Source organism: Bradyrhizobium archetypum (assembly GCF_013114835.1).
Taxonomy (GTDB): domain Bacteria; phylum Pseudomonadota; class Alphaproteobacteria; order Rhizobiales; family Xanthobacteraceae; genus Bradyrhizobium; species Bradyrhizobium archetypum.
In genome coordinates this window covers 95,859-108,258 of the sequence record NZ_JAAVLW010000004.1, presented here as the reverse complement: position 1 = coordinate 108,258, position 12,400 = coordinate 95,859, and the positions used below count along the sequence as shown (strand labels likewise).

Annotated in this window: 17 protein-coding genes; 10 read left to right on the top strand and 7 right to left on the bottom strand. The window is 62.5% G+C overall.

Annotated features, from left to right (window positions below; translation table 11 throughout):
- The first annotated feature begins 325 nt into the window (after positions 1–325).
- The 5 genes from HCN50_RS13245 to HCN50_RS13225 all read left to right on the top strand — a co-directional run bounded on the left by HCN50_RS13245 (position 326) and on the right by HCN50_RS13225 (position 3,552).
- Entirely contained in the window at positions 326–745 is a 420-nt protein-coding gene (locus HCN50_RS13245) for a VOC family protein (protein WP_171710113.1), read from the top strand.
- A 353-nt stretch (positions 746–1,098) separates the two neighbouring features.
- A complete protein-coding gene (locus HCN50_RS13240; protein ID WP_171710112.1) occupies positions 1,099–1,548 on the top strand; it encodes a nuclear transport factor 2 family protein in 450 nt (149 codons plus the stop codon).
- Between the two features lie 191 nt (positions 1,549–1,739).
- Complete coding sequence (locus HCN50_RS13235; protein WP_376700283.1) at positions 1,740–2,651, top strand: hypothetical protein; 912 nt, start codon at positions 1,740–1,742, stop codon at positions 2,649–2,651.
- 180 nt (positions 2,652–2,831) lie between these two features.
- Positions 2,832–3,248, top strand: coding sequence for a hypothetical protein (locus tag HCN50_RS13230; RefSeq protein ID WP_171710111.1), 417 nt, complete (start codon positions 2,832–2,834; stop codon positions 3,246–3,248).
- Positions 3,249–3,405: 157 nt separating this feature from the next.
- Positions 3,406–3,552: a hypothetical protein gene (locus HCN50_RS13225; RefSeq protein WP_171710110.1), complete on the top strand. Its 147-nt coding sequence runs from the start codon at positions 3,406–3,408 to the stop codon at positions 3,550–3,552.
- 39 nt (positions 3,553–3,591) lie between these two features.
- On the opposite strand, the gene HCN50_RS13220 is transcribed toward HCN50_RS13225, so the two are convergent.
- The 3 genes from HCN50_RS13220 to HCN50_RS13210 all read right to left on the bottom strand — a co-directional run bounded on the left by HCN50_RS13220 (position 3,592) and on the right by HCN50_RS13210 (position 4,847).
- Positions 3,592–3,735, bottom strand: coding sequence for a hypothetical protein (locus HCN50_RS13220; RefSeq protein WP_171710109.1), 144 nt, complete (start codon positions 3,733–3,735; stop codon positions 3,592–3,594).
- A 165-nt stretch (positions 3,736–3,900) separates the two neighbouring features.
- Positions 3,901–4,383: a MaoC family dehydratase gene (locus tag HCN50_RS13215; RefSeq protein WP_171710108.1), complete on the bottom strand. Its 483-nt coding sequence runs from the start codon at positions 4,381–4,383 to the stop codon at positions 3,901–3,903.
- 2 nt (positions 4,384–4,385) lie between these two features.
- Positions 4,386–4,847, bottom strand: a complete 462-nt coding sequence (locus HCN50_RS13210) for a MaoC family dehydratase (protein WP_171710107.1) — start codon at positions 4,845–4,847, stop codon at positions 4,386–4,388.
- A 193-nt stretch (positions 4,848–5,040) separates the two neighbouring features.
- Between HCN50_RS13210 and HCN50_RS13205 the strand changes: the two genes are divergently transcribed.
- Positions 5,041–5,334: a DUF4282 domain-containing protein gene (locus HCN50_RS13205; RefSeq protein WP_171710106.1), complete on the top strand. Its 294-nt coding sequence runs from the start codon at positions 5,041–5,043 to the stop codon at positions 5,332–5,334.
- A gap of 130 nt (positions 5,335–5,464) precedes the next feature.
- Here the strand turns inward: HCN50_RS13205 and ychF are convergent, their stop codons facing one another.
- The 4 genes from ychF to HCN50_RS13185 form a co-directional block, all read right to left on the bottom strand.
- Positions 5,465–6,562, bottom strand: a complete 1,098-nt coding sequence (ychF, locus tag HCN50_RS13200; protein WP_171710105.1) for a redox-regulated ATPase YchF — start codon at positions 6,560–6,562, stop codon at positions 5,465–5,467.
- A gap of 147 nt (positions 6,563–6,709) precedes the next feature.
- The gene (pth, locus tag HCN50_RS13195; protein ID WP_171710104.1) at positions 6,710–7,318 is read right to left on the bottom strand and encodes an aminoacyl-tRNA hydrolase; all 609 of its coding nucleotides are present in this window, start codon (positions 7,316–7,318) and stop codon (positions 6,710–6,712) included.
- Between the two features lie 21 nt (positions 7,319–7,339).
- A complete protein-coding gene (locus HCN50_RS13190; protein WP_171710103.1) occupies positions 7,340–8,059 on the bottom strand; it encodes a 50S ribosomal protein L25/general stress protein Ctc in 720 nt (239 codons plus the stop codon).
- Positions 8,060–8,387: 328 nt separating this feature from the next.
- Positions 8,388–8,669 (bottom strand): accessory factor UbiK family protein, encoded by a 282-nt coding sequence (locus HCN50_RS13185; RefSeq protein WP_171710102.1) that lies wholly within the window; start codon positions 8,667–8,669, stop codon positions 8,388–8,390.
- A gap of 171 nt (positions 8,670–8,840) precedes the next feature.
- Here HCN50_RS13185 and HCN50_RS13180 point away from each other — a divergent pair, with 171 nt between their 5' ends.
- From HCN50_RS13180 to pgeF, 4 genes are read left to right on the top strand one after another with little or no spacing between them, the layout of a single operon-like run.
- Positions 8,841–9,575: a dienelactone hydrolase family protein gene (locus HCN50_RS13180; RefSeq protein ID WP_171710101.1), complete on the top strand. Its 735-nt coding sequence runs from the start codon at positions 8,841–8,843 to the stop codon at positions 9,573–9,575.
- 12 nt (positions 9,576–9,587) lie between these two features.
- Positions 9,588–10,430: a prolipoprotein diacylglyceryl transferase gene (gene lgt / locus HCN50_RS13175; protein ID WP_171710100.1), complete on the top strand. Its 843-nt coding sequence runs from the start codon at positions 9,588–9,590 to the stop codon at positions 10,428–10,430.
- Positions 10,431–10,440: 10 nt separating this feature from the next.
- The gene (locus tag HCN50_RS13170; RefSeq protein ID WP_171710099.1) at positions 10,441–11,568 is read left to right on the top strand and encodes a class I SAM-dependent methyltransferase; all 1,128 of its coding nucleotides are present in this window, start codon (positions 10,441–10,443) and stop codon (positions 11,566–11,568) included.
- A complete protein-coding gene (gene pgeF, locus HCN50_RS13165) occupies positions 11,565–12,332 on the top strand; it encodes a peptidoglycan editing factor PgeF (RefSeq protein WP_171710098.1) in 768 nt (255 codons plus the stop codon). Before HCN50_RS13170 ends, pgeF begins: the two co-directional genes overlap by 4 nt.
- Positions 12,333–12,400 lie beyond the last annotated feature (68 nt).

Genomic DNA, 12,400 nt, shown 5'->3' with positions numbered 1-12,400 from the left:
AAGCTCAGACTAGGGCCCGAACTCATGAAGCGCAATCTCTGCTTGTGGCCCGATGGCGAAGTTCGGTTGGGCACAGATATCGTCTGCTGATCGGGGGAGACCGGAAGTGACACGTCGCCAGTCAAACTGGCGCTGTTGACCCTGAACGAACCTCACGCTGCTTTGGCCAGGTGCAGAATCCAAGACATTGGAGCTTGACCGTTGGAATTTCAGAAAAATGCAACATGCGGTGTCGGTTCGGCGGGCCTTCAATCGTCTTTAAGCAGGGACTATCGCCGTTTGCGCCACTCGCTGGGGATTGGCATCCCAACAGAAGGAAAGGATGATGAGCAAGATGATTTTTGTGAGCCTGCCGGTCACCGACCTCAAGGCCTCCATGGCTTTCTACCAATCCATCGGTTTCAAGAACAATCCTCAGCTCACCGACGAGACGGCTGCGTGCATGGTGTGGAGTGAAGCAATCAAGTTCATGCTGCTCACCCATGCCAAATGGCGCACCTTTACGAGCCGCCCCATCCCACCAAAGACGTCGAGCGAAGTGATGCTGGCTCTGTCGTGCGACAGCCGCGACGCTGTCGATGCGATGAATCGCGCAGCCGCCGCAAATGGCGGTACCGCCGATATCAATCCAGTAGAGGACCATGGCTTCATGTACGCCCGCGACCTCGCTGATCCCGACGGCCATGCTTTGGGAGCGATGTGGATGGACACGTCCGCGATTGCTTCGGCCGACAAGGCGGGCTGATCGAGGTCACCCGATCCTCCTCTCGAAAAAAGAAATAACGCTGGCGCTGGTCGTTCCGTGCAGAACGGCGGCATGCATTGTCGGCGGCGGCAAAAGCCGGTTCAGCGCGGAGAGCGGCGACAACAACGGGCCTTTGACGCAATCGCCGCAGCGGTCCTGTCGGCATTCGGAAGCGGCGTTCGGAAAGCAGCAGGATACCGCCCCTTTCGCCCTCCTGCCCGCCGCATGGCTCGTCGTAGTGAACCATTTCGAAACCAAGGCAACGGATACTTTAGTTCCTTCTGATTGTGATTTCTGCCGTTCCGTTCACAATGGGAACGGTCGCAAGAGCCGAACGCAGGTAAGGTGGGCGAATGACCGAGGGATCGAACCGCGAGCGCGTGCTGGATTTCCTCAACGTCCTGTATTCCGGCGACGTCGAGGGCGCGCTGGAGCGCTGCACCGACGACGTCGAATCCCTCGCCAACGCCCCGATCGACATCCTGCCGCATATGGGCCATCGCCGCGGCAAGGCTGAGCTGCGCGAGATGTGGAATGCGGTGCGCGCACGCTATTCCGAGCTGCGCTGCGAGGTGCCGATGCTGGTCAGCGAGGGCGACAAGGCAGCCGCTTTCATCCGCGTGTTCTTCCGCAAGAGCATCAACCAGCGCATGGTGCAGTTCGACATCGCCGGCTTCTACACGCTGCGCGACGGCAAGATCAGCCATATCAGGGAAATCATCGATACCTTCGACCTGGTCCAGCAACTGCTCGAACGCGACGTCGCCGCGATCCTGACCGGCCGGCGCGCGGAGCCGATCTAGCGATTGCGAGCTGTCATTCCGGGGCGCCCGAAGTGCGAATCCGGAATCTCGAGATTCCGGGTTCGCACGCGCCCCGGAATGACAAGCCCTCAGTTTCTTCTGCGCCACATCGACAGCACTGACGAGAACCCCGCCATAATTTCGCAACAGAGCGAACGCATTCTAGGCGCGAGTTGGAATGCGGGCGGGCAATGATTCCGAAAATGCGATGTGGCTGGGCGCGGCTGCCAGTGCTGGTGGCCGGTGTAAGTTCGGCATGGATGCTGGCGGCAACGGCACAAACGCCGCCAACCAGCGACGAGCCGGAGATGCAGGAGGCCGAAGAGGCCGAGGCGGCACCCAGCGTCAACGATCCCGACATCATGAAGGACATCGACGTCGACAAGCTCGACTGGAGCCAGCTCAATGTCGATGCATCGACCCTCAGCGACTTGGTAGCGAAAGGAAGCGCCGCGAGGGCTGCGGCCAACGCGGAAGCTTCATGGTCCGCCAATGAAAGGCCGAACGGCACCGCCGCGGTGTCGGTCAAGCAATCGATCTCGCCGTTCTGGGATACGCGCATCGGCGCCGACATGACGGTTACACGGCAAGGCATCGCGACCACGTCCGAACAGCTTTCGGAAAGGCTCGCCAATGGCGGCAGCCTGCCGGAATCCTCGGGCACCGCCTGGGCGGCGATCACGGCGCCCGGCGTGGCCTCGATCTGGGACAAGACCGCGGTCGAAGCCCGCGTCGATCCCGGCTCCGAGCAGAGCAAGCTCGGGACCTCCTTGAGCAAATCGCTGCTGCTCAGCGAACAATATTCGCTGACGCTCAAGAACGACTACAACCTGATCCAGCAGGGCATCGTGCCGGTGCCCGGCATCATCAGCCATCCGGTGCGCAGCTATGAGACCGACCAGTCGGCGCGGCTCAGCATCGCCGATACCGGCACCAGCCTGATCGCCGGCCAGACGCTGTCGACCTCGGACGACAAGTGGCTGCGCAAGCTTGGCGCCGAGCAGAAGCTGTTGGACGGCGTCACCATCTCCGGCTCGATCGGCGAAACGCCCTCCGGCGCCGCGAGCAAGAGCCTCAGCGCCGGCTTCAAACGTAGCTGGTAGCAGCGAATCGGGCTGATTTGACAGGGTTTTCGAACCCAAATGGTTAACGCGCGAGAATGATCGACCATTGCCGCAGATTGGCCCAGATGCGGCCAAAATCGGCGGGACAGATGGACCCGCTCCACTTCGTCGTGCGGGGGACGTCCGCGCTCGCCTGAAAGCGAAACAGAGGAATAGCCGATGAACGCCACCATTCGTCCGGAACAGATTGATGAGACCCCGGAAGTAGACAACGATCTCGCTGCCGTATCGGAAGTCGAGGCCGGCATCCGCGATTTCGTTCGCAACGACATCGCCTATCTGCGCCGGCCCGCCGTGGCGCCCGACGCTGTGCCACTCGACGCCAACGCGGAAGCGACCGTCAACAACGTCAACTCGCTGATCCAGCGCGTCGCCGGCACGTCGCTTGCGGAAATCGAGAAGCTGATTTCCGAACTCGAAAGCCTCCGCGACCTGCTGCATGCCGAAGGCCAGCGTGTCCAGCGCGAGATCTCGGGCTACGCCCAGCTCAGCCAGGCTGCGATGAAGTCGACGCGCATGATCGCCGACAACGTCACGCAGTGGAAGCGCGCTGCCGACGGCCTGCGCAACGCCTAACTCGATCGTTGCAAAAATCTAACACTCCGCCGCCTTCCGCACGGAAGCGCGGCGGTTTTGTTTGGCTGTGTTCGATCTGAACCCTATAAGCACAGTCGCGTCCCAGGACGGATGTCTTCACGCGACAGCAGGCACCATTTTCAAGGACACAGCGGCGATGCAAAACGTTCAGAACGTTCAGCCAGACAACATGGATTCAATGCCGCTGCGGCAATCGTCCCACAGCATGGGCACGATCGTGATCCGCTTCGTCGGATTGCTGACGCTTGCGGTGGTGGCGATGACGCTGATCTGGAGTCGCTGAATCTTTCTCGATTCAGCGTCTGCGTTTTCGATCCGAAAACTAGTGACGGACGAACGCGGTATCTTCGATCGTGTAGACACCGTCCGCGTAGGATTTCACCACCATGCCGGCGGTCAGCATCACCGCCAGCGTGACGGTTGCGAAGACAAAGCCGACGAATTTCAGGCCGCTGTGATCTGCCATTTTCATCCCCTCGGTACTTCCCCTGAGACGCATTTGGCAGGCAGAAAGTTCAAAATGCGTTAGCGAAAATTCGGTTTCGTGGTGCCATGGATTACGAAGCACTAACGAAACAATTCGCTAACCATGTTTCGCTGGATGGGCCGAATTGATCTTAGGCCACGATTCTCAGGAACCCGCATTCCGTCGTGGCACGAAGGCGGTGGCGAGGAACGAGAACACCACTTCGCCGCGCTGATTGATGCCGGTATTGCGGGCCTGAAGGATGCCCCATCCCGGGCGCTTCTCCGAGGTCCGCTTGGTTTCGACCTGGTTGGAAAAGCTGACGATATCGCCCGCCAGCACCGGCCTGATCCAGCGCAGTTCGCGAAAACCCGGCGACGGCCCCCACACAGCGACCTTCTCCCCGCGTGCGAGAGCCTCGGTCGTCAATCGCTTGCCGTCGGCGACGAGGAGCTTCATGCATACCGCTGCGACGTGCCAGCCCGATGCAGCCAGTCCGCCGAACAGGGATTTGCGCCCCTCCTCCTCGTCGAGGTGAAAGCGCTGCGGATCGAACTGCGCGGCGAACCGCTTGATGTCGTCGGCGGTAAAGGTGAACGAGCCAAACTCGCGTTTCGCGCCGATCTCGATGTCCTCGAAGAAACGCATCGCTACGCCGCTCCTGCTTCAAGGCGCCGGCGCACGATGATCGGGGACTCCATCTCGCACAGCACCACGCCGGCCGCGTTACGGATCGTACCCTTGAAGGTCACGATGCCGGTCTCGGGCCGGCTGCGGGAAATCCTGGCCTCCGCCACGCTCACATCCAGCGTCAGGTCGTCGCCCGGACGCAGCGGCGCCAGCCAGCGCATCTCGTTGACGCCGGGCGAGCCGAGCGAGGCGGTGCGGCCGATAAAGCCGTCGAACAGCATCCGCATCATGAGCGAGCCGAGATGCCAGCCCGAACCGGACAGCCCCTTCAGCATCGATGCTTTGGCGGCGGCCTCGTCCAAATGCATCGGTTGCGGGTCGTACTCGGCGGCGAAGGCCAGTATCTCCTCGCGCGTGACGTGGCGCGGTCCGAACGTGCCGAAATGGCCGAGCGTGAAATCTTCGAATGTGAGTGTGTTCATGGATTGAGGATCGTGGTGGAGAAGCCCGATTGTGGCCGTTATTTGCGGCAATCTCAACCCGCCCACCCGCATGGCTCATTCGCCACGGGCGAGTACCGCCCGAGGGCGATCTCACCCGACTTGCTCGAAGCAATTTTCGGGGCTAGCGGTGTGCCGTCTGGAATCAGGCTTGTGACTCGCCGGAGAACGATCGATGTTGGATTTTCAGGATCTGTTTCAGTGGGATCGCTTCATCACCCCCACGATCATCAAGACTTTCTACTGGCTGGTCATCGGCTTGGTCGTGCTGTTCGGCCTGTCCGGGATCTTCTCGGCACTTGCGGCGATGGCGATCAGCCCGTTCGGCGGATTCATCCTGCTGCTGTCCTCGATCGCCGGCGTCGTGGTCGGCGTGGTGTTTTCGCGCATCGCCGCGGAATTCATCCTGATCGTCTTCCGCATCAACGAGCATCTCGGCGCGATCCGCGATCAAGGCGGGATGCGGTAACCTCATGTCCCGGACGCGGTGCAGCGTGTAACGCTGCTCCGCTCAGCCGGTACCCACGCCGGGTGTGGGCCCCGGCTCTGCAGCGCACCGCTAACGCGCTGCGCAGCGTCCGGGCACGCACACCGACTGCTCAAGTATTAAACCTGAAATGCATCACATCGCCGTCGGAGACGACATATTCCTTGCCTTCCAGGCGGAGCTTGCCGGCGTCGCGGGCGCCGGCTTCGCCGTTCAGCCCGACGTAATCGGCATAGGCGATGGTCTCGGCCCTGATAAAGCCCTTTTCGAAATCGGTATGGATCACACCGGCGGCCGCCGGCGCCTTGGTGCCGCGGTGGATGGTCCAGGCGCGGGCTTCCTTCGGGCCGACCGTGAAATAAGTGATGAGGTCGAGCAACTGGTAGCCGGCACGGATCAGGCGGTCGAGGCCAGCCTCTTCCAGGCCGAGCGTCTCCAGGAAATCGGCGCGCTCGTCGCGTGACAGCGTCGCGATCTCGGATTCGATCTTGGCCGAGATCACCACCGCCACCGCACCTTCCTTCATGGCGTGGTCGAACACCTGCTTCGAAAAGCTGTTGCCTTCCTTGGCCGAACCTTCCTCGACGTTGCAGACATACAGCACCGGCTTCGAGGTCAGGAGACCGAGCATGCCGAAGGCGCGCTCCTCCTCCGGCTTGCGCTCCAGCGCCCGGGCCGGTTTGCCCTCGCGCAGCAGCACGAGCGTGCGGTTGATGAGATCGAGCTGTTCCTTGGCGTCCTTGTCGTTGCCCTTGGCCTTCTTGGTGAGATTGTCGACGCGCTTCTCCAGGCTGTCGAGATCGGCGAGCATCAGTTCGGTTTCGATGGTCTCGATGTCGGCCAATGGCGCGATCTTGCCTTCGACATGGGTGATGTCGGAATCCTCAAAGCACCGCACCACATGCGCGACCGCATCGACCTCGCGGATGGTGGCAAGAAACTGGTTGCCGAGGCCTTCGCCCTTCGAAGCGCCGCGCACCAGCCCTGCGATATCGACGAAGGTCAGCCGCGTCGGAATGATCTGCGCCGAACCTGCGATCGCTGACAGCTTGTCGAGCCTGGGATCAGGCACGGCGACTTCGCCGACATTCGGCTCGATGGTGCAGAACGGATAATTCGCCGCCTGCGCCGCTGCCGTCTCGGTCAGCGCGTTGAACAGCGTCGACTTGCCGACATTGGGCAGGCCAACGATACCGCATTTGAATCCCATCGTGTCCTCAAAACCCTTTCGTCGTCATGGCCGGGCTTGTCCCGGCCATCCACGTCTTGGTTCTCGCTAGTTCGGAGAAAGACGTGGATGCCCAGGACAAGCCCGGGCATGACGGAGTGTGTGTTTCCCACTTGTGCGAGCGAGAGTTCAGCCCTGCTTCTCTCCGCCACACTTGTCAAAAATTCCCTTGGCCTGCAGCGCCAGATGCACCTTGTTCTGGAACGAGGAGTCGTGCCCTGCGGCCAGCAAACCGGCGTTGTCGGCCACCGCCGCGCACAAGGCTTCCACCCAGGCGCGGTCGCTCTTGGCGAAATCCGAGAGCACGTGGCTGTGCACCAGCTCCTTGATGCCGGGATGGCCGATCCCGAGCCGCACCCGGCGATAGTCGTTGCCGATATGCGAGGTGATCGAGCGCAGCCCGTTGTGGCCGGCGATACCGCCGCCGACCTTGACGCGGACTTTCGCGGGCGGCAATTCGAGCTCGTCCTGAAACACGGTGATGTCGGAGGCGCCGAGCTTGAAGAAATTCGCGGCTTCCTGAACCGCGCGCCCGGATTCGTTCATATAGGTGGTCGGCCGAAGCAGGACGACCTTCTCGCGATCGAGCGTGCCTTCGGACGTCTCGCCCTGAAAACGGCGGCGCCACGGTGCGAAACCGTGACGCCGTGCAATTTCATCGACGGCCATGAATCCGATGTTGTGCCGGTTGTTCGCGTATTTCGAACCGGGATTACCTAGGCCAACAAACAGGCGCATGGCGCGGCATCCTGCCGCTGACTACTTCTTCTTGTCGCCACCCGCCGGCGCCTTGGCGGCCGCCGCCGGAGCTGCAGCACCTGCCGCAGGCGCGGCAGCAGCCGGAGCCGCACCCGCCGCCGGAGCAGCCGTGCCAGCGGCCGCGGCAGCCGCCGCAGCCTTCTGCTCTTCGGCGTAGCCGGACGGCGGCACGATGGTCACCAGCGTTGCATCCTCACGCGACAGCGACTTCACGCCGGTCGGTAGCTTGATCTCCGACAGATGCAGCGAGTGGCTGATTTCCAGCGCGCCGACATCGGCCTCGACGTACTGCGGAATGTTGTCGACCGAGCACTCAAGTTCGAGGGCGTGGGTGACGATGTTGACGGTGCCGCCGCGCTTGACGCCGGGCGAGATTTCGCCGTTCACGACATGCAGCGGCACGCTGACGCGGATGGTCGCGCCTTCGCCGAGCCGCAGGAAGTCGACATGGAGCGGGAAGTCCTTCACCGGATCGAGGTGGAAGTCGCGCGGAATCACGCGGTGCTTCTTGCCCTCGAGATCGATGTCGTAAATCGTGGTCAGGAAGCGGCCGGCCAGGATGCGCTGGCGCAGTTCCTTATCGTCGACCGAGATGGTCACGGGGGCCTGGTTATTGCCGTAGATCACTCCGGGCACTCTCCCGGCGCGACGCTCTGCCCGGGCGGCCCCCTTGCCGCTCTTCGGACGCGCGGTCGCCTTCAATTCCTTGACGGTCGCCATCGTGCTAAGTCCTTGTTTTCCAAAAAGTTAAAGGCCGCATCGCGGCCCGTTGGCGTCCCACAGCAAGCCTCCAGGGGTGCGGGGGCTGCGGACGTGGCCGGCTTTTAGCCCCAAAGGGGCGAAATGACAAGGAAATGAAGGGATTTTTCTTGGTTGTTACCCTCCCCTGGAAGGGGAGGGGCGGATCGCATCGAGCGTAGCGAAATGCGAGACGGGGTGGGGTGATCTCTCCACTCGGGCACTGTTCACGTGGAGGGACCGTCACCCCACCCCGTCACGCGCTTCGCGCGCGTCGACCCTCCCCCTCCAGGGAGGGTGGACAAATCCCCTACCCGTCCGCCATGCTGCCGGCGGCCGGCGCGATGCCGAGCTTGGCTTCCAAAACAGCGATCCGGCTTTTCAGCGCCTCATTTTCCTCGCGGGCGAGGCGGGCCATGTCCTTGACCGCATCGAACTCCTCGCGCTTGACGACATCGAGGTCGCGCAGAATGCGTTCGGCCTGGTTGCGCATGACCGTATCGACCTCGCGCTTGACGCCCTGGGCGGCGCCGGCGGCGTCGTTCATCAAACGGCCGATCTCGTCGAAAAACCGATTGCTGGTCTGGGTCATCTGGAACGCTCCGGTCGCTGCAAATTGATCGTCACGACAAGACAATGGCAATCCCTGCAGCGCGGTTCAAGGCCATCGTGGTGGCCGTTTGCCTTGTCATATCAATCTTTCCTTGCAATCGTATCAAACGCCCAGCCAGACATCAGAATCACCAAGCAAAAAGAAGCGCCCATGATCGACCAACAGATCGATATTGCGACCAAGGACGGCAAGACCACGACTTTCATTACCCATCCCGAGCGCGGCGGTCCTTTCCCGGTCATCATCTTCTACATGGACGCGCCGGCCATTCGCGAAGAACTACGCGACATGGCGCGGCGGCTCGGCACGTCGGGCTACTACGTGATGCTGCCGAATATGTATTACCGCTCCGGCGTCATGGAGCTGGGGCCGATCCCGCCGGATCCCGAGGCGCCCGAGCGCAAGCGGATGTTCGGCTTCATGAACTCCATCAACATTCCCATGGTGATGGAGGACACCAAGGCGCTGCTCGCCTTCGCCGAGACCCAAGAAGCAGCGAATACGAAGATCGTCGGCACCGTCGGCTACTGCATGAGCGGCCGCTACGCGGTCAATGCGGCCACGCATTTTCCGGATCGTGTGAAGGCGGCGGCTTCCATTTACGGCACGCATCTCGCGACCGACCAACCAGACAGCCCGCATCTGGCTGCGTCGAAGACCAAGGCCGAACTCTATTTCGCCTGCGCCGAGACCGACATCTATGCGCCGCAGGAGATTATCGACGAGGTCATCGAGGGCATGAAGGGATCGAACAACGAGGTCGAGATCTATCCCGGCACCCATCACGGCTTCGCTTTTCCGAAGCGCCCGGTCTATCACCGCGACGCCGCGGAGCGGCATTGGGAGCGGCTATTGGCGCTCTTTCGCCGCAACCTCGTGCAGTAGACCTCTCGCCCGATGCCCTTTCTCACCATAACCTTCCCGGAAATCGATCCCGTCGCCATCTCGATCGGACCGTTCGCGATCCGATGGTACGCACTAGCCTATATCTGCGGCATCGTGATCGGATGGATCTACGCGCGAGCGCTGATCAGGAGCGAGAAATCATGGGGCGGGCCGGCACCGATCGCGCCGGTGCAGCTCGATGACTTCATCCTGTGGGTCACGCTCGGCATCATCATCGGCGGCCGCACCGGCTACGTGCTGTTCTACAACCCGGCCTTCTTCCTGCAGAATCCGGCCGCCGTTCTCAAGCTGTGGGAAGGCGGCATGTCCTTCCATGGCGGCTTTCTCGGCTGCGTCGCTGCGGTGATGCTGTTCGCGCTCAAGAACAATATCTCCATCCTGTCGCTTGGGGACATCACGACCGCCGTCGCCCCGATCGGAATATTCCTCGGGCGCCTCGCCAACTTCATCAAGGGCGAACTGTGGGGCCGGCCGGCGGATGCCAGCGTGCCCTGGGCCATGGTGTTCCCCGACGGCGGGCCGCTGCCGCGGCACCCGAGCCAGCTCTACGAGGCCGGCCTCGAGGGCATCCTGCTGTTTGCGGTGCTGGCTATCATGATCCGGATGGGCGCGTTGAAACGTCCCGGCCTGATCCTCGGCAGCTTCATCACGATTTATGCGCTTGCGCGCATCACCAGCGAGTTCTTCCGCGAACCCGATCCCCAGCTCGGATTTTTGTGGGGCGGGCTGACCATGGGTATGCTTTTGTCGGTACCAATGATCATTGCCGGGACCATCCTTATCATAATGGCATGGCGGCGCGAGACGCCGCGGCAAATAGAGAAGTCGATCTAAGGCAGGCCCTGTGACCGAATTTTCGCCGTTACAGTCGGAGATCCATAGACTGATCAGATCGTCAGGACCGATGCCGGTCTGGCGATACATGGAGCTGTGCCTGATGCATCCCGAGCACGGCTACTACGTGTCGCGCGATCCATTGGGCCGCGAGGGCGATTTCACCACAGCGCCCGAGGTCAGCCAGATGTTCGGCGAGCTGCTCGGCCTATGGGCGGCTTCGGTGTGGAAGGCGATCGGTTCGCCGCCGATGCTGCGGCTGGTCGAACTCGGTCCCGGCCGCGGCACCATGATGTCGGACGCGCTCCGTGCTGTCAGGGTGCTGCCGCCGCTCTATCAATCGGTCCACATCCATCTCATCGAGATCAATCCGGTGCTGCGCGAGAAGCAGCAGGCGACGCTATCCGGCGCCCACAACATCACTTGGCATGACAATATCGACGACGTGCCCGAGGGCCCCGCGGTCATTCTCGCCAACGAATATTTCGACGTGCTGCCGATCCATCAGGTGGTCAAGCGCGAGACCGGCTGGCACGAGCGCGTCGTCGACCTCGACGCCAACGGCAAGCTGGTATTCGCGGCCTCCGACGAGCCGATACCGCGCTTCGAGGTGCTGCTGCCGCCGCTGGTGCGCGCGGCTCCGATCGGCGCCGTGTTCGAATGGCGGCCGGATACCGAGATGATGAAGATCGCCGCGCGGGTGCGCGACCAGGATGGTGCGGCCCTGATCATCGATTATGGCCATCTGCGCAGCGACGCCGGCGACACCTTCCAGGCGATCGCCCGCCACAGCTTTGCCGATCCCCTGAAAAATCCCGGGCAGGCCGACGTCACTGCCCATGTCGATTTCCAGGCGCTGGCGCGCGCGGCGGAAGACGTCGGCGCGCGCGTCCATGGCCCGGTGACGCAGGGCGAATTCCTCAAGCGGCTCGGCATCGAGACCCGGGCCGTCACGCTGATGGCAAAAACCACGCCGGAAGTTTCCGCCGACATTTCCGCCGCGCTGAAACGCCTGACCGACAGCGGCCGCGGCGGCATGGGATCGATGTTCAAGGTGCTTGCGGTCACTGAACCAAATCTCACCTCGGTCGCGGGCCTCAGCGACGAACCGCCGGAAGCCGGAGACGAAAGCACATGACGTTCGGATCGTCGCTGCTCGCAGCCATTCCCGGGCTGCGCCACGCCTTCTTCACCCGCGAGGGCGGGGTATCGGGCGGAATCTACGAGGGCCTCAATGGGGGGCTAGGCTCCAAGGACGATCCGGCAAATGTCGCAGAAAACCGCCGGCGGATGGCCGTGTGGATGGGCGTTGCGCCCGAGCAACTTCTCAGCGTGCACCAGATCCATTCGCCGGATGCCGTGGTGGCGACCGGACCATGGCAAGGCGACAAACCGCGCGCCGACGCGCTCGTCACCCGCACCGAAGGCATCGCGATCGGCGTCACCACCGCGGATTGCGGTCCGATCCTTTTCGCTGACCCCGCCGCACGCGTGATCGGCGCCGCGCATGCCGGTTGGAAGGGCGCGCTGACCGGCATCCTTGAATCCACCATCGACGCGATGGAAAAGCTCGGCGCCGACCGCACCCGTGTCGTTGCCGCCATCGGCCCGTTGATCCGCCAGCACTCCTACGAAGTCGGCAGTGAGCTCGTTGAGCGCTTCATGGATGCCGATGCCGAGAATGGCGTGTTCTTCATCCCGTCGGTGCGTGCGGGTCATTCGATGTTTGATCTTCCCGGCTTCATCCGCATGCGGCTGGAGAATGCCGGCATCCTCATGATCGACGACCTCGGCGTCGATACCTATTCCGACGAGCGCTTCTACAGCTACCGCCGCTCGGTGCACCGCAATGAGCCGGACTACGGCCGCCACGTCCACGCGATCGCGCTGGCGAGCGAGTAAGCGCCTACTTCACCTTCAACACCACCTTGCCCCGCGCCTGGCCGGTTTCGAGATGGCCGAGCGCCGCG

Coding starts and splice junctions, on each gene's coding strand:
- HCN50_RS13185 (WP_171710102.1), bottom strand. CDS start 8,669: ATGACCCAGACCAGCAATCGGTTTTTCGACGAGATCGGCCGTTTGATG.
- HCN50_RS13215 (WP_171710108.1), bottom strand. CDS start 4,383: ATGCGTTTCTTCGAGGACATCGAGATCGGCGCGAAACGCGAGTTTGGC.
- HCN50_RS13180 (WP_171710101.1), top strand. CDS start 8,841: ATGATCGACCAACAGATCGATATTGCGACCAAGGACGGCAAGACCACG.
- lgt (WP_171710100.1), top strand. CDS start 9,588: ATGCCCTTTCTCACCATAACCTTCCCGGAAATCGATCCCGTCGCCATC.
- HCN50_RS13235 (WP_376700283.1), top strand. CDS start 1,740: ATGATTCCGAAAATGCGATGTGGCTGGGCGCGGCTGCCAGTGCTGGTG.
- HCN50_RS13210 (WP_171710107.1), bottom strand. CDS start 4,847: ATGAACACACTCACATTCGAAGATTTCACGCTCGGCCATTTCGGCACG.
- HCN50_RS13190 (WP_171710103.1), bottom strand. CDS start 8,059: ATGGCGACCGTCAAGGAATTGAAGGCGACCGCGCGTCCGAAGAGCGGC.
- ychF (WP_171710105.1), bottom strand. CDS start 6,562: ATGGGATTCAAATGCGGTATCGTTGGCCTGCCCAATGTCGGCAAGTCG.
- HCN50_RS13245 (WP_171710113.1), top strand. CDS start 326: ATGAGCAAGATGATTTTTGTGAGCCTGCCGGTCACCGACCTCAAGGCC.
- pgeF (WP_171710098.1), top strand. CDS start 11,565: ATGACGTTCGGATCGTCGCTGCTCGCAGCCATTCCCGGGCTGCGCCAC.
- HCN50_RS13230 (WP_171710111.1), top strand. CDS start 2,832: ATGAACGCCACCATTCGTCCGGAACAGATTGATGAGACCCCGGAAGTA.
- HCN50_RS13225 (WP_171710110.1), top strand. CDS start 3,406: ATGCAAAACGTTCAGAACGTTCAGCCAGACAACATGGATTCAATGCCG.
- HCN50_RS13220 (WP_171710109.1), bottom strand. CDS start 3,735: ATGGCAGATCACAGCGGCCTGAAATTCGTCGGCTTTGTCTTCGCAACC.
- HCN50_RS13205 (WP_171710106.1), top strand. CDS start 5,041: ATGTTGGATTTTCAGGATCTGTTTCAGTGGGATCGCTTCATCACCCCC.
- HCN50_RS13240 (WP_171710112.1), top strand. CDS start 1,099: ATGACCGAGGGATCGAACCGCGAGCGCGTGCTGGATTTCCTCAACGTC.
- pth (WP_171710104.1), bottom strand. CDS start 7,318: ATGCGCCTGTTTGTTGGCCTAGGTAATCCCGGTTCGAAATACGCGAAC.